This window comes from Micromonospora kangleipakensis (assembly GCF_004217615.1).
Classification (GTDB): domain Bacteria; phylum Actinomycetota; class Actinomycetes; order Mycobacteriales; family Micromonosporaceae; genus Micromonospora; species Micromonospora kangleipakensis.
This window is the reverse complement of sequence record NZ_SHLD01000001.1, coordinates 6,659,902-6,681,533: the sequence shown is the minus strand read 5'-3', so window position 1 is coordinate 6,681,533 and position 21,632 is coordinate 6,659,902. Positions and strand designations below refer to the sequence as shown.

Annotated in this window: 14 protein-coding genes, 2 tRNA genes and 3 rRNA genes; 14 read left to right on the top strand and 5 right to left on the bottom strand. The window is 67.5% G+C overall.

Translation table 11 applies throughout. The features are described 5' to 3' along the window. Positions 1-232: 232 nt before the first annotated feature. A complete protein-coding gene (locus tag EV384_RS31790) occupies positions 233-1,480 on the bottom strand; it encodes an epoxide hydrolase family protein (protein ID WP_130339208.1) in 1,248 nt (415 codons plus the stop codon). 813 nt (positions 1,481-2,293) lie between these two features. Here EV384_RS31790 and EV384_RS31785 point away from each other — a divergent pair. Next, positions 2,294-2,650 carry a VOC family protein gene (locus tag EV384_RS31785; RefSeq protein WP_242624389.1) on the top strand — a complete coding sequence of 119 codons (357 nt, stop codon included), beginning with the start codon at positions 2,294-2,296 and terminating at the stop codon, positions 2,648-2,650. A 253-nt stretch (positions 2,651-2,903) separates the two neighbouring features. Here the strand turns inward: EV384_RS31785 and EV384_RS31780 are convergent. After that, positions 2,904-2,977 (bottom strand) — tRNA-Gly (locus EV384_RS31780). A gap of 295 nt (positions 2,978-3,272) precedes the next feature. Here EV384_RS31780 and EV384_RS31775 point away from each other — a divergent pair. From EV384_RS31775 to clpX, 5 genes are all read left to right on the top strand, one after another. Further along, positions 3,273-3,346: transfer RNA gene (locus tag EV384_RS31775), tRNA-Pro, on the top strand. 145 nt (positions 3,347-3,491) lie between these two features. Continuing rightward, positions 3,492-4,838 (top strand): trigger factor, encoded by a 1,347-nt coding sequence (gene tig, locus EV384_RS31770; RefSeq protein WP_130339204.1) that lies wholly within the window; start codon positions 3,492-3,494, stop codon positions 4,836-4,838. 173 nt (positions 4,839-5,011) lie between these two features. Continuing rightward, the gene (locus EV384_RS31765) at positions 5,012-5,653 is read left to right on the top strand and encodes an ATP-dependent Clp protease proteolytic subunit (RefSeq protein ID WP_130339202.1); all 642 of its coding nucleotides are present in this window, start codon (positions 5,012-5,014) and stop codon (positions 5,651-5,653) included. 10 nt (positions 5,654-5,663) lie between these two features. Beyond that, the gene (locus EV384_RS31760) at positions 5,664-6,326 is read left to right on the top strand and encodes an ATP-dependent Clp protease proteolytic subunit (protein ID WP_130339200.1); all 663 of its coding nucleotides are present in this window, start codon (positions 5,664-5,666) and stop codon (positions 6,324-6,326) included. Positions 6,327-6,535: 209 nt separating this feature from the next. Beyond that, positions 6,536-7,831 carry an ATP-dependent Clp protease ATP-binding subunit ClpX gene (gene clpX / locus EV384_RS31755; protein ID WP_130339198.1) on the top strand — a complete coding sequence of 432 codons (1,296 nt, stop codon included), beginning with the start codon at positions 6,536-6,538 and terminating at the stop codon, positions 7,829-7,831. Between the two features lie 24 nt (positions 7,832-7,855). Here clpX and EV384_RS31750 read toward each other — a convergent pair whose 3' ends face one another. After that, on the bottom strand, positions 7,856-8,482 hold the full coding sequence (locus tag EV384_RS31750) for a helix-turn-helix domain-containing protein (protein ID WP_130339196.1): 627 nt from the start codon (positions 8,480-8,482) through the stop codon (positions 7,856-7,858). A 41-nt stretch (positions 8,483-8,523) separates the two neighbouring features. Here EV384_RS31750 and EV384_RS31745 point away from each other — a divergent pair, with 41 nt between their 5' ends. Both EV384_RS31745 and EV384_RS31740 read left to right on the top strand, forming a co-directional pair. Next, positions 8,524-9,357, top strand: a complete 834-nt coding sequence (locus tag EV384_RS31745; protein WP_130339194.1) for an EamA family transporter — start codon at positions 8,524-8,526, stop codon at positions 9,355-9,357. Positions 9,358-9,396: 39 nt separating this feature from the next. Continuing rightward, positions 9,397-10,194, top strand: coding sequence for a carbon-nitrogen hydrolase family protein (locus tag EV384_RS31740; protein WP_130339192.1), 798 nt, complete (start codon positions 9,397-9,399; stop codon positions 10,192-10,194). Positions 10,195-10,200: 6 nt separating this feature from the next. Here EV384_RS31740 and EV384_RS31735 read toward each other — a convergent pair whose 3' ends face one another. Beyond that, on the bottom strand, positions 10,201-10,419 hold the full coding sequence (locus EV384_RS31735) for a hypothetical protein (protein ID WP_130339190.1): 219 nt from the start codon (positions 10,417-10,419) through the stop codon (positions 10,201-10,203). 662 nt (positions 10,420-11,081) lie between these two features. On the opposite strand from EV384_RS31735, the gene EV384_RS31730 reads away from it, so the two are divergent. The 3 genes from EV384_RS31730 to rrf all read left to right on the top strand — a co-directional run bounded on the left by EV384_RS31730 (position 11,082) and on the right by rrf (position 16,280). Then, a 16S ribosomal RNA gene (locus EV384_RS31730) occupies positions 11,082-12,597 on the top strand. 373 nt (positions 12,598-12,970) lie between these two features. Further along, positions 12,971-16,079, top strand: a 23S ribosomal RNA gene (locus tag EV384_RS31725). 84 nt (positions 16,080-16,163) lie between these two features. Then, positions 16,164-16,280, top strand: a 5S ribosomal RNA gene (rrf, locus tag EV384_RS31720). The 16S, 23S and 5S rRNA genes sit together here, the layout of an rRNA operon. Before the next feature lie 124 nt (positions 16,281-16,404). Here rrf and EV384_RS31715 read toward each other — a convergent pair. After that, positions 16,405-17,085 (bottom strand): hypothetical protein, encoded by a 681-nt coding sequence (locus EV384_RS31715; RefSeq protein WP_130339188.1) that lies wholly within the window; start codon positions 17,083-17,085, stop codon positions 16,405-16,407. A gap of 69 nt (positions 17,086-17,154) precedes the next feature. Here EV384_RS31715 and EV384_RS31710 point away from each other — a divergent pair, with 69 nt between their 5' ends. The 3 genes from EV384_RS31710 to EV384_RS31700 are packed head-to-tail and all read left to right on the top strand — an operon-like array spanning position 17,155 to position 21,610. Then, positions 17,155-19,773: a valine--tRNA ligase gene (locus EV384_RS31710; RefSeq protein WP_130339186.1), complete on the top strand. Its 2,619-nt coding sequence runs from the start codon at positions 17,155-17,157 to the stop codon at positions 19,771-19,773. After that, entirely contained in the window at positions 19,770-21,104 is a 1,335-nt protein-coding gene (locus EV384_RS31705; RefSeq protein WP_130339184.1) for a bifunctional folylpolyglutamate synthase/dihydrofolate synthase, read from the top strand. Before EV384_RS31710 ends, EV384_RS31705 begins: the two co-directional genes overlap by 4 nt. After that, complete coding sequence (locus tag EV384_RS31700) at positions 21,101-21,610, top strand: DUF4233 domain-containing protein (protein WP_242624388.1); 510 nt, start codon at positions 21,101-21,103, stop codon at positions 21,608-21,610. Before EV384_RS31705 ends, EV384_RS31700 begins: the two co-directional genes overlap by 4 nt. Positions 21,611-21,632 lie beyond the last annotated feature (22 nt).

Below are 21,632 nucleotides of genomic sequence, written 5' to 3'. Positions count from 1 at the left end.
CACGCCTACGACCATCTGATCCGTAATTCCCAAGGCCACGCCACAGCCGTTCGGCAACGTCCGCGTCGCCCTGGTCGCCACGCTCTCGGCAACTGGATCGGTCCGGGCTCGTCCGGCTCCGTTCGCCCCGGTGACTCCCACGCGTGACTCCCAAGCCAGACCACCTGAGCCCGGACACTGCGAAAGGGCCGTATGGCCGTGGATCGCTCAGCAGTCCTCTTCGGATCATTCGCTAGCGCAGCGATCGGTACGTCGCGCGGATGTCTTCCGAGAGCAGCTGCGGCTGCTCCCAGGCCGCGAAGTGCCCGCCCCTGTCGTGCCGGTTGTAGTGGACGAGGTTGTGGTACGCCCGCTCCGCCCAGCTGCGCGGAACCCGGTAGATCTCGTCGGCGAAGATGCTCACGCCGACCGGGATCGTCACGCCCTTGGCAGCGAAGAAGGGGAGCTTGTTCTCCCAGTACAGCCGCGCCGAGGACACCCCGCTGTTGGTCAGCCAGAAGAGCGTGATGTTGTCCAGGATGTCGTCGCGCGTGAGGTCGCTCGGCTTCTGCAGACGTCCCTCGAGGACCTGCTGAACGATGCCGGGCTGACCGGCCCCGTCGCCGTGGTCGAGCATGAACGCGGCGAGATCGATGGGTGAGTCCGCCAGGCCGTAGAGCGTCTGCGGGCGCGTCCCCATGATCAGCCCGTACGCCACGTGCGTCCCAAAGAACCTGAGCAGCTGCTCGTACGTGCTCCGCTCCTCGTCGGAGAGACCGCCCGGCGCCGGACTGCCGGCAAAGGCCGCGACGAAGAGGTCCGGCGGAACCGCGCCGGGCATGTTGGTGTGGATGCCGATCAGCTCCGGTGGCGCCGGCTCGGCGGCCGCCGGGTTGGCGCGGCCGCCGGCCATCGCGTCGACGACGATCGCGCCCCAGTCGCCGCCCTGCGCGACGAAGCGCGTGTACCCGAGCCGCTTCATGAGCTCGACGTAGGCCTTCCCGATGTGCACGGGGTCCCAGCCGGTCGTGATCGGCTGGCCGGAGAACCCGTATCCGGGCATCGACGGGATCACGACGTGGAAGGCATCCGACGCGCTCGCGCCGTGCGCCGTCGGATCCGTGAGCGGGTCGATGAGCTTCAGTTGCTCGACGATCGACCCGGGCCAGCCGTGGCAGACGACGATCGGGAGCGCGTCCTCGTGCTTCGAGCGAACGTGGATGAAGTGGATTTCCAGACCGTCGATCTCGGTGACGAAGTTGGGGAGGGCCTTCAGCCGCGCCTCGCACTTGCGCCAGTCGTAGTCGTTCGCCCAGTAGCGAGCGAGGTCCTGCATGAGCGCGAGCGGCACGCCCTGCGAGTCATCCTCGACGGTCTCTTTGTTCGGCCAGCGCGTGGCTCTGATGCGCGCGCGTAGATCCTCGAGGTCCGCCTCGGGGACCTCGATCTTGAATGGCCGCACTTCTGCGGCGCCCGTTCGCGCTTCCGTCTTGACGGCCACGCAGGCCTCCCTTCTGCTTTGGACGCCTTTGAGGCCGAGCGGGTGGTCTCCGCCCGCCTACCGCAGACAAATGGCATGCCCCGGCTCCTGCCTCCCGAGGGGCATCTTCGGTGAAGGCGCCGCCCGAACTTGTGCCAGGCCAGCAGGGGCATGCGGCCCCATATGTCCAGAGCGTAGGACGCCTTTCCCCGTGTCCGGAGCCATACAAGCAATCCCGCATGGCCTTCCGGCACGGGCCGGGCGCCTGACCCACTTGTTGCGGCGGATCTCTGAGGAGGGCCGGGGTTCGGGGCAGAGCCCCGAGGTCTTCAAGCTCTTGTCGTCCGCCAGCGTGGCCGGACGGCCCGGCCGATGCCGGCCGAAGGTCGCCAGCAGGCCGGGGCCGGGCCGGCGCGGCCCGCTCTGCGGGCCGCCTTGATCTGATAGAGCGGAACTCGGCAACGCAATGCCGTGGGCTGTTGTCCCGGTCGCGGGACATGCTTGACCACTCGCGTCCCACCAGATGCTTGACATGATCCTCAAGACGCGTCGCGGAGGCCCTCACGGTCCGGAGCCCAGTTTCATGTCAGTGCGCCACCACGGCCGCTCGGGCACCGACTGTGATCAGGAATGAACCTACGGCCCACCTACGGCCCTCGCCTGGCAGCCCGGCCAGGCGAGGGCCTGAAATCACCTCGCCTCTGCTCGCCTCGCCCGGTACGGTCGCGCGAGTGTTCTCACTGCAGGGAGCCCATGAGATCCGCGTGCGGCCACCCCGGCAGTTCCCCACGCTGAGAGTAGGTTTCGTCAATGGCATGCCGTATCAGTGAGCTCGTGCTCAAGTGCCGAGACCCCGAGGTGCTGGCGCGGTTCTGGTGCGAGGTCCTGGACTTCATAGTGCTCGATCGCGAGGAGGAGGGCTGCATCGAGATAGGTCCGCGCGAAGGGTTCGGCGGCCCGCAGCCGACGATCTTCCTCATCCGCAACGACGAGCCGAAGAACGGGATTGCCCGGCTGCACATCGACGTCAACGCCATCGACCGCGATCAGGACGCCGAGCTCGAACGCCTCCTGGCCGTCGGGGCCGAACTCGTCGACATCGGTCAGCCCGCGGAGGCGTCCTGGCACGTCCTCGCCGATCCAGAAGGCAACGAGTTCTGCCTGCTCAAGCGCCGCCTCGACCCACTCTGACGGCCCTCGTCGGCAACGAGGGCCGCGCCCGGGTGGAGGGTGGGTGGCCACGAGGTCTCCGGGTCTGAGGTTCTTCTTGGTCGATGAACCCTTTACCGGAGACCTCACTACTTAGCGATCACGACACACCGTCACACAGCGGACTTCGAAACAGGCCCTAGTGGTCCACGGATGGCCCGCAAGATCGAAGCGGGGGAGTGGCCGACCGGCCCAGGATCAGGGGATGGCGCCTCTGACCTGGGCCGGAGGTGTGTGGAGCGGGCGACGGGAATCGAACCCGCACCGTCAGTTTGGAAGACTGAAGCTCTGCCATTGAGCTACGCCCGCGAGCGCCCCGCGGTGACGAGGCGCGCCCGACAGCCTACCCAATGCCCGGCCCGCCCGCGCAGCGCCGTACCGCCGCCCGGGCCCCTGCCCCGTCAAGATCCGCACAACGTGCGGAAGAGAGCGGACTCCCGGTGCTCGGAGAGCACGGTTTCCCGCACGTTGTCGCCTTGCCCGGCCGGAGCCCGGGCGTGCGCCCGGCGGCCGGCGGGCTGGCGACCGGCGGCGGCCGGAGCGGCGGGTCGATGCGGCCCCGGGACGTCCGGGGAGCGCGGACGGCATACACTTCTCGTCGCCACGGGGTGTGGCGCAGCTTGGTAGCGCACTCGCTTTGGGAGCGAGGGGCCGTGGGTTCAAATCCCGCCACCCCGACTGTCGTCCGCGGCCGGGTCGTCCGGGAACCGCCGATTTTTCCGCGCGGTACCCCGGGCGCTGCCGAACCGGCAGCCCGGCTCGCCTACACTCGATTGTCGCAATCACGCCCAGACTCAACTGAGATCCGTCAAGGAGTACGCCTGTGAAGAGCACCGTCGAGACTCTGAGCCCGACGCGCGTGCGGCTCGCCATCGAGGTGCCGTTCGTCGAGCTCGAGCCGAGCCTCAGGAAGGCGTACCGGGAGATCGGTTCGCAGGTGCAGGTGCCCGGCTTCCGCCGGGGCAAGGTGCCGGCCGCCGTGATCGACCAGCGGGTGGGCCGGGGCACCGTCCTCAACGAGGCGGTGCAGGAGGCCATCCCGCAGAACATCCTCGCCGCGGTCCGCGAGCACGACCTGAAGACGCTGGGTCGCCCGGAGGTCGAGATCACCGAGTTCAACGACGGTGACTCGCTGAACTTCACCGCCGAGGTCGACGTCCGCCCGGAGATCACCCTGCCGGACCCGGCCACCATCGAGGTGACCGTGGACGAGATCCAGGTCGACGACAGCGAGATCGACGAGCAGGTCAAGAGCCTGCGGGAGCGGTTCGCCACGCTGAAGACCGTCGAGCGGGCCGCCCAGGAGGGCGACTACGTCCAGATCGACCTGAACGCCACCGTCGACGGCGAGGACGTGCCGGGCGGCTCGGCGAGCAACATCTCGCACGAGGTCGGCAGCAAGCAGCTCCTGCCGGGCCTGGACGAGGCCGTGGTCGGCCTCGCCGCCGGTGACAGCACCACCTTCTCCACCCAGCTCGTGGGCGGCGACTTCGCCGGCCGGGACGCCGAGGTGGCCGTGACGGTGCGCACCGTCAAGGAGAAGGAGCTGCCGGAGCTGGACGACGACTTCGCCCAGATGGCGAGCGAGTTCGACACCATCGAGGAGCTGCGGAACGACCTGCGTGAGCGGGTCACCCGGGGCAAGCAGGTCGAGCAGATCTACGCGGCCCGCGACAAGGCCCTCGAGCAGATGGTCGCCGCCGCCGAGGTGCCGGCGCCGGAGGGTGTCGTCCGCGAGGAGGTCGAGAGCCGCAAGGCCGCCATGGTCGACCAGCTCGAGCGGATCGGCGCCTCCCTGGAGGAGTACCTCGCCGCCGAGGAGAAGACCGAGGAGCAGATCGACGCCGAGCTGACCGAGGCGGCGACCGACGGGGTCAAGATCCAGCTCCTGCTGGACACCCTGGCCGACGCCGAGGACGTCCAGGTCTCCGACGACGAGTTCGGTCACGAGATCGTCCACCGCGCCCAGCGCGCCGGCATGGCCCCGCAGCAGTACTACGACCAGTTGGTCCGCTCCGGCGCCGCCACGGCCGTCTTCGGCGACGTCCGCCGCGGCAAGGCGCTCGCCTCGGTGATGGAGAAGATCAAGATCAAGGACTCGGCCGGCAACGAGGTCACCCTCGACGCGCTGCGGGCCCAGAACGAGGCCGAGCACGACCACCAGCACTGATCGTCCGGGGTTGGCCGCCGTCCGCCGCTTCGCGGTGGGCGGCGGCCGAAACCCTTTCCGGGGTACGTCTCCAGGACAGCTGCGCTGAGAGCGAACAGTGTCCCGACCGGGAGTACGCCCCCCGGCTGAGCGGTTAGTGTCGGGTAGGACGGTACGGAGAGCGAAGGGCTGCCATGACCGACATGCACATCCCAGCGAACCCGCTGCGGGCGATCGAGGCCCGAGGTGGCGATTCCATTGGCAACCTCGACGACTCGGTCTACAACCGGTTGCTCAAGGAGCGGATCATCTTCCTGGGCAGCGAGGTGACCGACCAGGTCGCCAACCGCATCTGCGCGCAGCTGCTGCTGCTCGCGGCGGAGGACCCGGACCGCGACATCAATCTCTGGATCAACTCGCCGGGTGGCTCGGTCTACTCCGGCATGGCGATCTACGACACCATGCAGTTCATCGACAACGACGTGTCCACGGTGGCGATGGGCATGGCGGCCTCCATGGGCCAGCTGCTGCTCTGCGCGGGCACCAAGGGCAAGCGGTACGCCCTGCCGCACGCGCGGATCATGATGCACCAGCCCTCGGGCGGCATGGGCGGCACGGCCGCTGACATCGCCATCCAGGCGGAGCAGATGCTCTACACCAAGCGGATGTTCCAGGACCGGGTCGCGCACCACACCGGCCGGACCGCGGCGGAGATCGAGGCGGACTCGGACCGCGACCGTTGGTTCACCGCCCAGGAGGCCATGGACTACGGCTTCATCGACAAGGTGATCACCGGAGCCACCCAGGTTCCGGAAGGCGCCGGGACCCTGAGCTGAGGAGCTGACGATGACCGACCTGAGTTTGCCGCCCCAGTTCGCGGCCGTGCACAACCGCTACGTGCTCCCCTCGTTCGTGGAGCGCACCTCGTACGGGGTCAAGGAGTCCAACCCGTACAACAAGCTCTTCGAGGACCGGATCATCTTCCTCGGCGTCCAGGTGGACGACGCGTCGGCCAACGACGTGATGGCCCAGCTGCTGACGCTCGAGGGCACGGACCCGGACCGCGACATCATCATGTACATCAACTCGCCCGGTGGCTCGTTCACGGCCATGACGGCGATCTACGACACCATGCAGTACGTACGGCCGGACATCCAGACCGTCTGCCTCGGCCAGGCGGCCAGCGCGGCGGCGGTGCTGCTCTCGGCGGGCACCCCGGGCAAGCGGATGGCGCTGCCCAACTCCCGGATCATCATCCACCAGCCGGCCACCGAGGGCGGCTACGGTCAGGGCTCGGACATCGAGATCCAGGCCCGGGAGATCCTGCGGATGCGGACGCAGCTGGAGGACATGCTCTCCCGGCACTGCAACCGCCCGATCGAGCAGGTCCGCAAGGACATCGACCGGGACAAGATCATGACGGCCGAGGAGTCCAAGGAGTACGGGCTGGTCGACACGATCCTCACCAGCCGCAAGAAGGGCCTGCTGGCGGCGAACGCCGCCAGCTGAGCAACACCTGGTCGGAGGTCGGCCGTGGATCCGTTCCCGGCCGACCTCTGACACACCCCGTTTTGGGGGTCGGAGAAACCTCCGCCAGCGGGTAACGTCGGGTCTGTACCGCTTCGCTGGGTCGGACCGGCGGGGTAACAGACGGACGGGCGCCCGGCGCCCGCAGGTCAGGGCCGGCGTTCCGGCCGACGAGTGCAGGGAGAACGTAGGTGGCACGGATCGGTGACGGCGGCGACCTACTGAAGTGCTCCTTCTGCGGCAAGTCGCAGAAGCAGGTCAAGAAGTTGATCGCGGGCCCCGGGGTGTACATCTGTGACGAGTGCATCGATCTCTGCAACGAGATCATCGAGGAGGAGCTGGCCGAGTCCGGCGAGGTGAAGTGGGAAGAGCTTCCCAAGCCGATGGAGATCTGCCAGTTCCTCGACAACTACGTGGTGGGGCAGGACCAGGCCAAGAAGGCACTCGCGGTCGCGGTCTACAACCACTACAAGCGGATCCAGGCCGAGTCGGCCGGCGCGCCGGGCTCCGGCAGCGACGCCGTCGAGCTGGCCAAGTCCAACATCCTGCTGCTCGGCCCGACCGGCTGCGGCAAGACGCACCTGGCGCAGACCCTCGCGCGGATGCTCAACGTCCCGTTCGCGATCGCCGACGCCACCGCGCTCACCGAGGCGGGCTACGTCGGCGAGGACGTGGAGAACATCCTCCTCAAGCTGATCCAGGCCGCGGACTACGACATCAAACGCGCCGAGACCGGGATCATCTACATCGACGAGGTCGACAAGATCGCCCGTAAGTCGGAAAACCCGTCGATCACCCGGGACGTCTCCGGCGAGGGCGTCCAGCAGGCGCTGCTGAAGATGCTGGAAGGCACGGTGGCCAACGTGCCGCCGCAGGGCGGACGGAAGCACCCGCACCAGGAGTTCATCCAGATCGACACCACCAACGTGCTGTTCATCTGCGGTGGCGCCTTCGCCGGGCTGGACCAGATCATCGAGGCCCGGACGGGTTCCGGCGGCACCGGCTTCGGCGCCCGGCTCCGGTCGGTCTCCGAGCGGTCGACCGACGACATCTTCAGCCAGGTCATGCCGGAGGACATGCTCAAGTTCGGGCTGATCCCGGAGTTCATCGGCCGGCTCCCGGTGATCACCAACGTGCGCAGCCTCGACCGCTCCGCGCTGGTCCGAATCCTGACCGAGCCGCGCAACGCCCTGGTCCGGCAGTACCAGCGCCTCTTCGAGCTGGACGGCGTCGAGCTGGAGTTCGAGCCGCCGGCGCTGGAGGCCATCGCCGACCAGGCGATGCTCCGCGGCACCGGCGCCCGCGGCCTCCGGGCGATCATGGAAGAGGTCCTGCTCTCCGTGATGTACGAGGTGCCGAGCAACCCGGATGCCGCCCGCGTGCTGATCACCCGCGAGGTGGTCCTGGAGAACGTCAACCCGACGATCGTGCCCCGCGAGTTCACCGGTCGCCGGGCTCGTCGGGACCGCGAGGAGAAGTCCGCCTGATCGCCGTACCGACCGCGCCCGGGATCATTCCGGGCGCGGTCGGCGTGAGCGGGTCCGCCGGTCCCATTCGCCCGACGGGGTGACGACCACCATCGCCAGCCGCACCGGCTCGTCGCCCGTGTTGCGGTAGCCGTGCTCCCGGTCGGCGTGGAACTCGATCGTCTCCCCGGCCCGTACGACGTGCGCGACGCCGTCGACCACGACCGTCGCCGTGCCGGTCAGGACGTGCAGCACCTCCCGGGTACCGCGGGGGTGGTCGGGGGAGTGGTGCGTCTCGCCCGGCTCCAGCCGCCAGTCCCAGAGTTCGACCAGGTCCGGCTCGCCCAGGCCGCTGAGCAGCTGAGCGCTTCCGCCGTGCTCGCCCCGCCAGAGCACCGGCGCCTCGCCGGCGGCGGTGATCCGCACGGTGCTCTCCTCCGCCGGCTCGAGGAGCTGGGCGATGTTGACCCCGAAGGCGTCCGCGACCCGGCAGAGCGTGCCGATGCTCGGGTTGGTCCGGGCCCCTTCGATCTGCACGAGCATGCCCTTGCTGACCCCGGACCGCCCCGCCAGCTCCTCGAAGGACCAGCCGCGCGCGGCCCGCAGTTCGCGTACCTGCCGCGCGACGGCGGAGGTCACCGCGCTCACCCGCCCGGCACTGGCGTCGGTCATCACACTATCCTTCGCGGTTAATATTGTGGTACGACATCCGGATGTTCCCCATTGTGCTCGCGGCAGTGTCCGCAGTCGCGTTCGGCACGGCCGACTTCTCCGGCGGAAAGGCGTCCCGCCGGGCCGACCCGATCGCCGTCACGGTGGTCTCACAGCTGCTGAGCGTCCCGCTGCTGCTCGCGCTCGTGCTGGTGGTGCCCGGCACGCCGCACACCGTCGACCTGGTCTGGGGCCTGCTCGCCGGGGTGGCCGGCGCCGCCGGCGTCGTGCTGCTCTACCGGGCCCTCGCCGGCGGGATGATGGCGGTCGTCGCACCGGTCACCGCGATCACGGCCGCCCTGGTGCCGATCGTCGCCGGCCTGGTCACCGCCCAGTCGCCCGGCACCCTCGCGCTCTGCGGCGCCGGCCTCGCCGTGCTGGCCATCGCCCTGGTCAGCCTCGGGGAGGGTGGCCGCTCCGGGGCGGTGTCCCCGCGGCTGGTGGGAATGGCCCTCGGCGCGGGCGCGCTCTTCGGCGTCTTCTTCGCCCTGCTCGGCCAGGCCGACGAGGACGCCGGGATGTGGCCGGTGCTGGCCGTGCGGGTCAGCTCGATCGGCTTCGGACTCGCGCTGGCCGCGCGTGCCGGGGTGAGCCTGCGGCTCGGGCCCCGGGTACTCGGCTGGGCCGCGGCGGCCGGCTTGCTGGACTCGGCGGCGAACGCGCTCTACCTGGCGGCGGCGAGCCGGGGCCACCTGAGCATCGTGGCGGCGATCGCCGCGCTGTACCCGGCGAGCACCGTGCTCCTCGCGCTCGCCGTGGACCGGGAGCGTCTCCGGCCGGCGCAGATCGCCGGTCTGGGGTTCGCCGCAGGGGCCCTGGTCCTGGCGAGCCTCTGAGCCCTGTCGTCGACCGCCGCCCGTCCGTACGCTGACCCCATGCGCGTCGCCGTCTGCCAGCTCAACGCCCGCGACGACCGGCCGGCGAACCTCGCCGCCGCCGAGGCCCTGCTGGCCAGGGCCGCGGCGGCCGATGCCGACCTCGCCGTCCTGCCGGAGTACGTGGACTACCTCGGCCCGGCGAAGGGCATGCCGGAGCCCGAGCCGGTGGACGGCGTGGTGGGGGAGTTCTTCGCCGCGGTGGCTCGCCGGCTCGGCATCTGGGTGGTCGCCGGTTCCTTCCACGAGGCGGGTCCCGATCCGGAGCACACCTGGAACACCTCGCTGGTCTTCGACCGCACGGGCGCCCTCGCCGCCAGCTATCGCAAGATCCATCTGTACGACGTGGAGATCCCGGGCCGGGTGTCGTACCTCGAGTCGGCGACCGTGGCGCCCGGGGACCAGCCCGTGGTGGTCGACGTCGAGGGCCTGCGGGTGGGCCTGTCGATCTGCTACGACCTGCGCTTCCCGGAGCTCTACCGGCAACTCGCCAGCGAGGGCGGCGCGCAACTCCTCGTCGTGCCCGCGGCCTTCATGATGCACACCGGGCGGGACCACTGGGAGGTCCTGCTGCGCGCCCGGGCGATCGAGAACCAGTGCTTCGTCGCGGCCGCCGGCCAGACCGGCGACCACGAGCCGGGGCGGACCTGTTTCGGGCGCAGCATGGTGGTGGACCCGTGGGGGACGGTGCTGAGCCAGGTGCCGGACGGGCCGGGCTTCGCCGTCACCGACCTGGACCTGGAGCGGCTCGGCACGATCCGGGCGGAGCTGCCGAGTCTCGCGAACCGGCGGCTCTGAGCGCGGTCAGCCCTCCAGCAGGACGCCGACGACAGTGAAGCCGGCGATCGCCGCGGCGGTGACGAGCAGTGCGGTCGTCATCCGGGACGGGCCCCGTCGCGCGAGCCGCCTGACCGACACCAGGACGACGAAGAGCACGAACCCGCCGATAACCAACTGCCAGAAGGGCAGCAGGAGCCCGAGCAACGCTTCCTCGGCGGCCGGCGCGGGGGACACGTCATCCATGCCAGACACTCTGGCACGGCGGGGCCGCCGGTGGTCCCCTCCGCCGGTCGTCATCCACATGTCGGATGCCTGTTCGCCGGCCACATGAATCAGTGACGGACGTTGATTTGCCTTCTCGGGACCATCCGCGTAACTTTCTCTCTGCACGCGGGAGGCCGGACAAACCGGTCGAGAGCGGGCACCAGGCTCGTGGCGGAGACGCCGAGCGAGACTGAGGATTCGGGCGGTGCGAGAGACTCCGAGCAACACGGAGTTGCGATCGCGGAGCCGGCCGGGTAAAGTTCGAAAGCCGGCAGGGAGCCGGGCGGGTGGCCGCGAGAGCGGCGATCGGCCGGTCTGCCGCTTCCCACGACAGAAACGACCGCCGGGTACGGCGTGCGTCAGCGTGGATCGGACCGAACCAAGTTGATCTCCTCGGACACGAGGTTGACAACGAAGATCGGACCGGGTAAGTTAGAGAGGTTGCCCCGGACGGGGGTTCTACAGAGTAGAGCTTCCGGATGGTGTGTGGTTGTTCTTTGAGAACTCAACAGGGTGCTTGATAAGCCAGTGCCAAATTGATTTATACCCCGGACTGGCAGTCCTTTCTTCGGGAGGGGTTTGCTGGTTTGGATTCCTTTGGCAACACTTTTTGTTGCCGGGATGACTGTTTCAACAAGTTTTTGTTGGAGAGTTTGATCCTGGCTCAGGACGAACGCTGGCGGCGTGCTTAACACATGCAAGTCGAGCGGAAAGGCCCTTCGGGGTACTCGAGCGGCGAACGGGTGAGTAACACGTGAGCAACCTGCCCTAGGCTTTGGGATAACCCCGGGAAACCGGGGCTAATACCGAATAGGACCACCGGCTGCATGGCTGGTGGTGGAAAGTTTTTCGGCCTGGGATGGGCTCGCGGCCTATCAGCTTGTTGGTGGGGTGATGGCCTACCAAGGCGACGACGGGTAGCCGGCCTGAGAGGGCGACCGGCCACACTGGGACTGAGACACGGCCCAGACTCCTACGGGAGGCAGCAGTGGGGAATATTGCACAATGGGCGGAAGCCTGATGCAGCGACGCCGCGTGAGGGATGACGGCCTTCGGGTTGTAAACCTCTTTCAGCAGGGACGAAGCGAGAGTGACGGTACCTGCAGAAGAAGCACCGGCCAACTACGTGCCAGCAGCCGCGGTAAGACGTAGGGTGCGAGCGTTGTCCGGAATTATTGGGCGTAAAGAGCTCGTAGGCGGCTTGTCGCGTCGACTGTGAAAACCCGCGGCTCAACCGCGGGCCTGCAGTCGATACGGGCAGGCTAGAGTTCGGTAGGGGAGACTGGAATTCCTGGTGTAGCGGTGAAATGCGCAGATATCAGGAGGAACACCGATGGCGAAGGCAGGTCTCTGGGCCGATACTGACGCTGAGGAGCGAAAGCGTGGGGAGCGAACAGGATTAGATACCCTGGTAGTCCACGCTGTAAACGTTGGGCGCTAGGTGTGGGGGACCTCTCCGGTTTCCTGTGCCGCAGCTAACGCATTAAGCGCCCCGCCTGGGGAGTACGGCCGCAAGGCTAAAACTCAAAGGAATTGACGGGGGCCCGCACAAGCGGCGGAGCATGCGGATTAATTCGATGCAACGCGAAGAACCTTACCTGGGTTTGACATGGCCGCAAAACCGGCAGAGATGTCGGGTCCTTCGGGGGCGGTCACAGGTGGTGCATGGCTGTCGTCAGCTCGTGTCGTGAGATGTTGGGTTAAGTCCCGCAACGAGCGCAACCCTCGTTCGATGTTGCCAGCGCGTTATGGCGGGGACTCATCGAAGACTGCCGGGGTCAACTCGGAGGAAGGTGGGGATGACGTCAAGTCATCATGCCCCTTATGTCCAGGGCTTCACGCATGCTACAATGGCCGGTACAATGGGCTGCGATACCGCGAGGTGGAGCGAATCCCAAAAAGCCGGTCTCAGTTCGGATCGGGGTCTGCAACTCGACCCCGTGAAGTCGGAGTCGCTAGTAATCGCAGATCAGCAACGCTGCGGTGAATACGTTCCCGGGCCTTGTACACACCGCCCGTCACGTCACGAAAGTCGGCAACACCCGAAGCCGGTGGCCCAACCCGTAAGGGAGGGAGCCGTCGAAGGTGGGGCTGGCGATTGGGACGAAGTCGTAACAAGGTAGCCGTACCGGAAGGTGCGGCTGGATCACCTCCTTTCTAAGGAGCACCTTCACCCGAAAGGGTGCAAGGAGCCCGCGGCCCGCGAATGTCGGGTCGGGGTGCTCAATGGCGGAGACACTGGTTAGTCTTTCCTCGGCAACGGCCGGGTTCCTTCTAGTACGGCCACTTCGGTGGTGTGGAACGAAGTCCTGGTGCGGCTGGGGGAGGATGTAAAGCACCCTGTTGGGTCCTGAAAGAACAACCTGTGGTTGTTTCTTTCGGAGCCTTTGAGCGGAGCGTGAGCTTCGCGGGCTGCCAGGCATGGCCTGGCCTCGCATACCGCCGGCGGTTGTCGGGTTTGGTGTGGGGCGGATCGGGTTGTGGGTTGGTCGTTTGTTGAGAATTGCACAGTGGACGCGAGCATCTTTGTGGTCAAGTTGTCAAGGGCGAACGGTGAATGCCTTGGCACCAGGAGCCGATGAAGGACGTGGGAGGCCGCGATAGGCCTGGGGGAGCTGTCAACCAAGCTGTGATCCCAGGGTGTCCGAATGGGGAAACCCGGCACCAGTCATGTGGTGTCACCTGCACCTGAACACATAGGGTGTATGGAGGGAACGCGGGGAAGTGAAACATCTCAGTACCCGTAGGAAGAGAAAACAAATAGTGATTCCGTGAGTAGTGGCGAGCGAAAGCGGATTGAGGCTAAACCGGCTGCGTGTGATACCTGTCAGGGGTTGCGTGGTCGGGGTTGTGGGACCTTGCTCGACAAGCTGACAATTGTCGGAGGAGTTACAAAGCCAGTTGCTAGCCGAACAGTCTGGAATGGCTGACCGTAGGCGGTGAAAGTCCGGTAGGTGAAAGTGGCTGGCCTCCTGTGAGTGTTCCCGAGTAGCGGCGGACCCCTGAAATCTGCCGTGAATCTGCCAGGACCACCTGGTAAGCCTAAATACTTCCTGGTGACCGATAGCGGACGAGTACCGTGAGGGAATGGTGAAAAGTACCCCGGGAGGGGAGTGAAATAGTACCTGAAACCGTTCGCCTACAATCCGTCGGAGCCTTGCGGGGTGACGGCGTGCCTTTTGAAGAATGAGCCTGCGAGTTAGTGGCACGTGGCGAGGTTAACCCGTGTGGGGGAGCCGTAGCGAAAGCGAGTCTGAATAGGGCGATTCAGTCGCGTGTCCTAGACCCGAAGCGGAGTGATCTAGCCATGGGCAGGCTGAAGCGCGGGTAAGACCGCGTGGAGGGCCGAACCCACCAACGTTGAAAAGTTGGGGGATGACCTGTGGTTAGGGGTGAAAGGCCAATCAAACTCCGTGATAGCTGGTTCTCCCCGAAATGCATTTAGGTGCAGCGTCGCGTGTTTCTTGCCGGAGGTAGAGCACTGGATGGTCTAGGGGGCCCACAAGCTTACCGAAATCAGCCAAACTCCGAATGCCGGTAAGTGAGAGCGCGGCAGTGAGACTGCGGGGGATAAGCTTCGTAGTCGAGAGGGAAACAGCCCAGATCACCAGCTAAGGCCCCTAAGCGTGTGCTAAGTGGAAAAGGATGTGGGGTCGCACAGACAACCAGGAGGTTGGCTTAGAAGCAGCCACCCTTTAAAGAGTGCGTAATAGCTCACTGGTCAAGTGGTTCCGCGCCGACAATGTAGCGGGGCTCAAGCACACCGCCGAAGCTGTGGCATTCACATTTCAACCTCGCTTGGACTTGATTCCTTGTGCAGGTGTGTGGATGGGTAGGGGAGCGTCGTGCCGGGGGTGAAGCAGCGGGGTGACCCAGCTGTGGACGCGGCACGAGTGAGAATGCAGGCATGAGTAGCGAAAGAAGGGTGAGAAACCCTTCCGCCGGATGACCAAGGGTTCCAGGGCCAGGCTAATCCGCCCTGGGTGAGTCGGGACCTAAGGCGAGGCCGAGAGGCGTAGTCGATGGACAACGGGTTGATATTCCCGTACCCGCGAAAGAGCGACCCTGACGAACCTCGTTGTGCTAACCACCCAAACCGGCGGCGACCTTCGGGTCAATGTTGGGGAGCGTGGGAACCTGACGGGTAGTAGTCAAGCGATGGGGTGACGCAGGAAGGTAGCTGATCCCGGCCGGTGGTTGTGCCGGGGTAAGCGTGTAGGCCGCACCATAGGCAAATCCGTGGTGCATAAAGGCTGAGACGTGATGCCGAGCCGATTCAGGTGAAGTCAGTGATCCTATGCTGCCGAGAAAAGCCTCTAGCGAGTTCTTAGCGGCCCGTACCCCAAACCGACACAGGTGGTCAGGTAGAGAATACCGAGGCGATCGGGCGAACTGTGGTTAAGGAACTCGGCAAATTGCCCCCGTAACTTAGGGAGAAGGGGGGCCGGAGACGTGAAACCCCACGCGGGTGGAGCGTTGTATGGCCGCAGAGAGCAGGGGGAAGCGACTGTTTACTAAAAACACAGGTCCATGCGAAGAAGTAATTCGATGTATATGGACTGACGCCTGCCCGGTGCTGGAACGTTAAGGGGACCTGTTAGCTCTTCGGGGCGAAGCGGAGAACTTAAGCGCCAGTAAACGGCGGTGGTAACTATAACCATCCTAAGGTAGCGAAATTCCTTGTCGGGTAAGTTCCGACCTGCACGAATGGCGTAACGACTTCCCCACTGTCTCAACCACAGGCCCGGCGAAATTGCATTACGAGTAAAGATGCTCGTTACGCGCGGCAGGACGGAAAGACCCCGGGACCTTTACTATAGCTTGACATTGGTATCCGAATTAGCTTGTGTAGGATAGGTGGGAGCCGGTGAAGCTCATACGCCAGTATGGGTGGAGGCAATCTTGAAATACCACTCTGGTTGATTTGGGTATCTAACTTCGGACCGTTATCCGGTTCAGGGACAGTGTCTGGTGGGTAGTTTAACTGGGGCGGTTGCCTCCTAAAGGGTAACGGAGGCGCCCAAAGGTTCCCTCAGCCTGGTTGGCAATCAGGTGTTGAGTGCAAGTGCACAAGGGAGCTTGACTGTGAGACTGACAGGTCGAGCAGGGACGAAAGTCGGGACTAGTGATCCGGCACTGGCATGTGGAAGCGGTGTCGCTCAACGGATAAAAGGTACCCCGGGGATAACAGGCTGATCTTCCCCAAGAGTCCATATCGACGGGATGGTTTGGCACCTCGATGTCGGCTCGTCGCATCCTGGGGCTGTAGCAGGTCCCAAGGGTTGGGCTGTTCGCCCATTAAAGCGGTACGCGAGCTGGGTTTAGAACGTCGTGAGACAGTTCGGTCCCTATCCGCCGTGCGCGTAGGATACTTGAGAAGGGCTGTCCCTAGTACGAGAGGACCGGGACGGACGAACCTCTGGTGTGCCAGTTGTCCCGCCAGGGGCACGGCTGGTTAGCTACGTTCGGAAGGGATAACCGCTGAAAGCATCTAAGCGGGAAGCTCGCTTCAAGATGAGGTATCCCACCACCTTCGGGTGGGTAAGGCCCCCAGCTAGACGACTGGGTTGATAGGCCGGAAATGTAAGCCCGGTAACGGGTTCAGTTGACCGGTACTAATAGGCCGAGGACTTGACTACAAAGAAGCTACGCGTCCACTGTGCAACTCCCGACAAACGAACAACAGACCACTGTGGTGGTGTTGTTTGACATGTCGATAGAGTTACGGCGGTCATGGCGGAGGGGAAACGCCCGGTCACATTCCGAACCCGGAAGCTAAGCCCTCCAGCGCCGATGGTACTGCACTCGGGAGGGTGTGGGAGAGTAGGACGCCGCCGGACAATCTTTCCAGATGAGGTCACCCTTCGGGGTGGCCTCATCTGCGTTTCCGACCCGTTTCCCGGGCCCGGTTCACGGGCGAGCGGCGGCCCGCCGCGGGCGACCCGCGCCGTGCCCCGGGACCGGTCAGCGGCTCTGGATGCCCTCGCGGAGCTGGCGGAACAGGCCGGCGGCCTCGTCGACGGAGCGCCCCGGGAACATCGCCATCACCACGCTGCCGTGGTCGGCCCACCCGCACACGGTGAAGTCGCCGCCGTCGCCGCCGGTGACCCCGCACTTCATCACGCCGCCCAGCCGGCCGGCGGACACCTCGCGCAGGCCGGTCACCTTGCCGGTCTCGTCGGCCATCAGGCCGAAGAGGCTGTCCAGGTCCCGCTCGGGCTGCCAGAGCAGCGTGGTGCCGCCGAAGACGAGCACCACCCGCTTGGCGTCCGCCGGGTCGCTGTAGACCGTGCCGAAGCTGCGATCCAGTTCGATGTCGGCGGCGAAGCCGCTGCGCAGGTAGTCCGCGGTGCTGCGGGCCCGCTCGCTGTCGTCGCGGGTGAGCCCGGCCACCTTCGCCGGGGTGGAGAGGTCGGTGTCCTTCTGCTGCAGCACCCGCCAGCCGCCGGCGCCGAGCGCACCGATCCCCGCCAAGCCGGCGACCAGCGCGACGGCGAGCACCATCCGCCGGCGGCGGGAGGGCGTACGGCCCCGCTCGGGGTCGTTCTCCGGGTCGCGGCGGCTCAGCTGGATCGGCTCGTCGGTCAGGTCGACCGGCTCGGGCCCGTCGCCGAGCAGACGCTCGGTGAGATGTGCGTCGGACATGTTCGCCACCGTACGCGAACAACAGGTGGCGCACGTCGGGTCCGCCGAAGCGCTCCGTAGACTTTCAGGGTGACCGAGAGACTGGATGCCCGACGCCCCGACGCCCCGACCCTTGCCGGCCAGTACCAGCCCGGCGAGGTAGAGCAGCGACGGTACGAGCAGTGGGTAGCCGCCGGCCACTTCCGGGCGTCGGCGGAGAGCGACAAGCCCCCCTTCACCATCGTCATCCCGCCCCCGAACGTCACCGGCTCGCTGCACATGGGCCACGCGTTCGAGCACACGCTGATGGACGCCCTCACCCGGCGGAAGAAGATGCAGGGCTTCGAGGCGCTCTGGCTGCCCGGCATGGACCACGCCGGCATCGCCACCCAGAACCTGGTCGAGCGGCAGCTCGCCACCGAGGGGCTGTCCCGGCACGACCTCGGCCGGGAGAAGTTCGTCGAGCGGGTCTGGCAGTGGAAGGCCGAGTCCGGCGGCGCGATCCTCGGCCAGATGCGCCGGCTCGGCGACGCCGTCGACTGGGACCGTGAGCGCTTCACCATGGACGAGGGCCTGTCCCGGGCCGTGCAGACCATGTTCAAGAAGCTCTTCGACGACGGCCTCATCTACCGGGCCAACCGGATCATCAACTGGTGCCCGCGCTGCCTGACCGCCCTGTCCGACATCGAGGTGGAGCACACCGACGACGAGGGTGAGCTCATCTCCATCCGCTACAGCGACGACGTCGTGGTGGCCACCACCCGGGCGGAGACGATGCTCGGCGACACCGCGGTGGCGGTGCACCCCGACGACGAGCGGTACCGGCACCTGATCGGCACCGAGGTCGCCGTGCCGCTCACCGACCGGCGGATCCCGATCGTCGCCGACGAGCACGTCGATCCGAGCTTCGGCACCGGCATGGTGAAGGTGACCCCGGCGCACGACCCCAACGACTTCGAGATCGGCCAGCGGCACGACCTGCCCGCGCTGACGATCATGGACGAGCGGGGCATCATCACCGCGCATGGCCCGTTCCAGGGCCTGGACCGGTACGAGGCCCGCCCGGCGATCGTCGCCGCGCTGCGCGAGCAGGGCCGGATCGTGGCCGAGAAGCGGCCGTACGTGCACGCCGTGGGGCACTGCTCCCGGTGCAAGACCACCGTCGAGCCGCGACTGTCGCTGCAGTGGTTCGTCAACACCGCCCCGCTGGCAAAGGCGGCCGGTGACGCGGTGCGCGACGGCCGGGTCAAGATCGAGCCGGCCGAGCTGGCCAAGCGGTACTTCGCCTGGGTCGACAACATGCACGACTGGTGCATCTCCCGGCAGCTCTGGTGGGGCCACCGGATCCCGGTCTGGTACGGCCCGGGCGGCGAGATCGTCTGCGTCGGCCCCGATGAGCAGCCGCCCACCGGCGAGGGCTGGCGCCAGGACGAGGACGTCCTCGACACCTGGTTCTCCAGCGGCCTGTGGCCGTTCTCCACCCTGGGCTGGCCCGAGCAGACCCCGGACCTGGCGAAGTTCTACCCGACCAGTGTGCTGGTCACCGGGTACGACATCCTCTTCTTCTGGGTCGCCCGGATGATGATGTTCGGCCTGTACGCGATGGACGGCGTCCAGCCGTTCGACGTGGTGGCGCTGCACGGCATGGTCCGCGACGAGCACGGCAAGAAGATGTCGAAGTCGTTCGGCAACGTGGTCGACCCGCTGGACTGGATCGGCCGCTTCGGCGCCGACGCCACCCGGTTCACCCTCGCCCGGGGCGCCAACCCCGGGCAGGACGTGCCGGTCAGCGAGGAGTGGTGCCAGGGCTCCCGCAACTTCTGCAACAAGCTCTGGAACGCCACCCGGTTCGCGCAGCTGAACGGCGCGCACACCGACGGGCCGCTGCCGGAGCCCGCGACGCTGTCGACCGTCGACCGGTGGATCCTCTCCCGGCTGGCGCACGTCACCGCCGAGGTGGACGAGCAGTTCGAGGCGTACGAGTTCGCGAAGGTCTGCGACCTGCTGTACCACTTCGCCTGGGACGACGTCTGCGACTGGTACGTGGAGCTGAGCAAGCCGGTGCTCGCCGAGGGCGGCCCGGCCGCCGACGCCACCCGGCGCGTGCTCGGGCACGTGCTGGACCAGCTGCTGCGGCTGCTGCACCCGGTGATCCCGTTCGTCACCGACGAGCTGTGGAGCGCGTTGACCGGCGGCGAGACGGTGCTCACCGCCGCCTGGCCGGTGGCCGACCGTACGCTGATCGACGACGCCGCGGAAGTCGAGGTCGGCACCCTCCAGCGGGTGGTGACCGAGATCCGCCGGTTCCGGTCGGACCAGGGGCTGCGGCCGACGCAGCGGGTCGCGGCCCGGCTGGACGGCCTCGCGCCGGCGGGTATCGCCGCGCACGAGTCGCTGATCCGGTCGCTGGTCCGGCTGGACGCGCCCGCCGAGGACTTCCAGGCCAGTGCCACGCTCGCCATGCCGGGGGAGGTCAGCGTCGCGCTGGACACCCGTGGCTCGATCGACGTGGCCGCCGAGCGGGCCCGGCTCACCAAGGACCGGGCGGCCGCCGAGAAGGAGGCCGCGCAGGCGCGGGCGAAGCTGGACAACCCGGCCTTCGTCGGGAAGGCCCCGGAGCCGGTGGTGGCCAAGATCCGCGAACGGCTCGCCGTGGCCGAGGCCGACCTTATCCGGATCGACGCTGCCCTGGAGGTGCTGCCCTCGTGACCGACCGCACCGAATTCGCCGCCGTCGACGCCGCCCTGGCGGCTCGCGGATTCACCCGCATGCACTTCGAGCTGGACCGCATCGAGATGCTGCTCGACCTGCTCGGCAGTCCGCAGCGGGCGTACCCGTCGATCCACCTGACCGGGACCAACGGGAAGACCTCGACGGCCCGGATGATCGACTCGCTGCTGCGGGCCTTCGGCCTGCACACCGGTCGCTACACCAGCCCGCACCTGGAGACCGTCCGGGAGCGGATCAGCCTGGACGGGGAGCCGGTCAGCGAGGAGCGCTTCGTCGCCACGTACCGGGAGGTGGAGCCGCTGGCCGAGCTGGTCGACCAGCGCTCCGCCGAGCCGCTGACCTACTTCGACCTGACCACCGCGTTGGCGTTCGCCACGTTCGCCGACGCGCCGGTCGACGTCGCCGTGGTCGAGGTCGGGCTCGGCGGCGCCGAGGACGCCACCAACGTGATCCAGGCCGGGGTGGCCGTGCTCACCCCGATCGGGCTGGACCACACCGAGTGGCTCGGCGACACCATCGAGGACATCGCGCTGCACAAGGCCGGCATCATCCACTCCGGCGCGACCGTCATCTGCGCCGCGCAGGAGGAGGAGGCCGCCCGGCCGATCCTGGAGCGCTGCGCCGAGGTGGGCGCCACCGTCGCGCGGGAGGGCGCCGAGTTCGGCGTGCTGGGCCGGGTGGTCGCCGTCGGCGGCCAGGTGCTCACCATCCAGGGCCTCGGCGGCGTCTACGACGAGATCTTCATCCCGCTGCACGGCGCCCACCAGGCACAGAACGCCGCCGTGGCGCTCGCCGCCGTCGAGGCGTTCCTGGGCGCCGGCGCCCGGCGGCAGCTCGACATCGAGGCCGTCCGGGAGGGCTTCGCCGCGACCAGCTCGCCCGGCCGGCTGGAGAAGGTCCGCACCGCCCCGACGGTCCTGCTCGACGGCGCGCACAACCCGCACGGGATGGCCGCCACGGTCACCGCGCTGCAGGAGGAGTTCGCGTTCAGCAAGCTGGTCGGCGTGCTCGCCGTGCTCGGCGACAAGGACGCCGCCGGCCTGCTGGAGCTGCTGGAGCCGGTGCTCGACTCGCTGGTGGTCACCGGCAACAGCTCGCCCCGCGCGATGCCGGTCGACGAGCTCGCCGAGCTGGCCCGGGAGTTCTTCGGGCCGGAGCGGGTGGAGGTCGCCGAGGAGATGCCGGACGCCATCGAGGCGGCCATCGCCGAGGCCGAGTCCGACGTGCCCGGCGAGCTGTCCGGGGTCGGCGTGCTGATCACCGGGTCGGTGGTGACCGTCGCCGACGCCCGCCGGCTGCTGAAGCGATGACCGGCCCGGTGGGGGAGCGCCCCGAGGAGGTCGTACCGCGGCCGGACGCCGGACCGCGGGCCGACGCGACGGCCGACCGCCCCGGGCGGGCGGACTCGGCGCCGGCGGCCGCCGGACCGGGGCCGGAGGATGCCGGCAGCGGTCCGGTGGCTGGTGGGCCGGGGGCGCGGCGGTCCGGGCTGCGCAATCCGGAGAAGGCGGTACGGGGGCTCGGCGCCGGCACGCTGGCACTGGAGGCCCTGGTGCTGCTGCTCGCCATCCAGCCGATCCGGGTGGTCGGCGGGGACCTCGGCGGCGCCGCCATCGCGGCGATCGTGGCCCTGGCCGTGGCCTGTGTCGTGCTCGCCGGCCGGATGGGCCGGCCGTGGGCCTGGCACGCCGGCACCGCACTCCAGGGCCTGCTGATGCTCTCGGGCCTGCTGCACTGGTCGCTGCTGGTGCTGGGCGTCATCTTCGCCCTGGTGTGGGCGTACGCCCTGCACGTCCGCCGGGTCATCCTCGGCTGAGCCGCGGGCCGGGCGCCCGACG

What these genes read in the sequence shown, in the direction of transcription:
- EV384_RS31765 (WP_130339202.1), top strand. Translation starts at nt 5,012, where the DNA reads ATGACCGACATGCACATCCCAGCGAACCCGCTGCGGGCGATCGAGGCC.
- EV384_RS31760 (WP_130339200.1), top strand. Translation starts at nt 5,664, where the DNA reads ATGACCGACCTGAGTTTGCCGCCCCAGTTCGCGGCCGTGCACAACCGC.
- EV384_RS31750 (WP_130339196.1), bottom strand. Translation starts at nt 8,482, where the DNA reads ATGACCGACGCCAGTGCCGGGCGGGTGAGCGCGGTGACCTCCGCCGTC.
- EV384_RS31745 (WP_130339194.1), top strand. Translation starts at nt 8,524, where the DNA reads ATGTTCCCCATTGTGCTCGCGGCAGTGTCCGCAGTCGCGTTCGGCACG.
- EV384_RS31740 (WP_130339192.1), top strand. Translation starts at nt 9,397, where the DNA reads ATGCGCGTCGCCGTCTGCCAGCTCAACGCCCGCGACGACCGGCCGGCG.
- EV384_RS31735 (WP_130339190.1), bottom strand. Translation starts at nt 10,419, where the DNA reads ATGGATGACGTGTCCCCCGCGCCGGCCGCCGAGGAAGCGTTGCTCGGG.
- EV384_RS31715 (WP_130339188.1), bottom strand. Translation starts at nt 17,085, where the DNA reads ATGTCCGACGCACATCTCACCGAGCGTCTGCTCGGCGACGGGCCCGAG.
- EV384_RS31700 (WP_242624388.1), top strand. Translation starts at nt 21,101, where the DNA reads ATGACCGGCCCGGTGGGGGAGCGCCCCGAGGAGGTCGTACCGCGGCCG.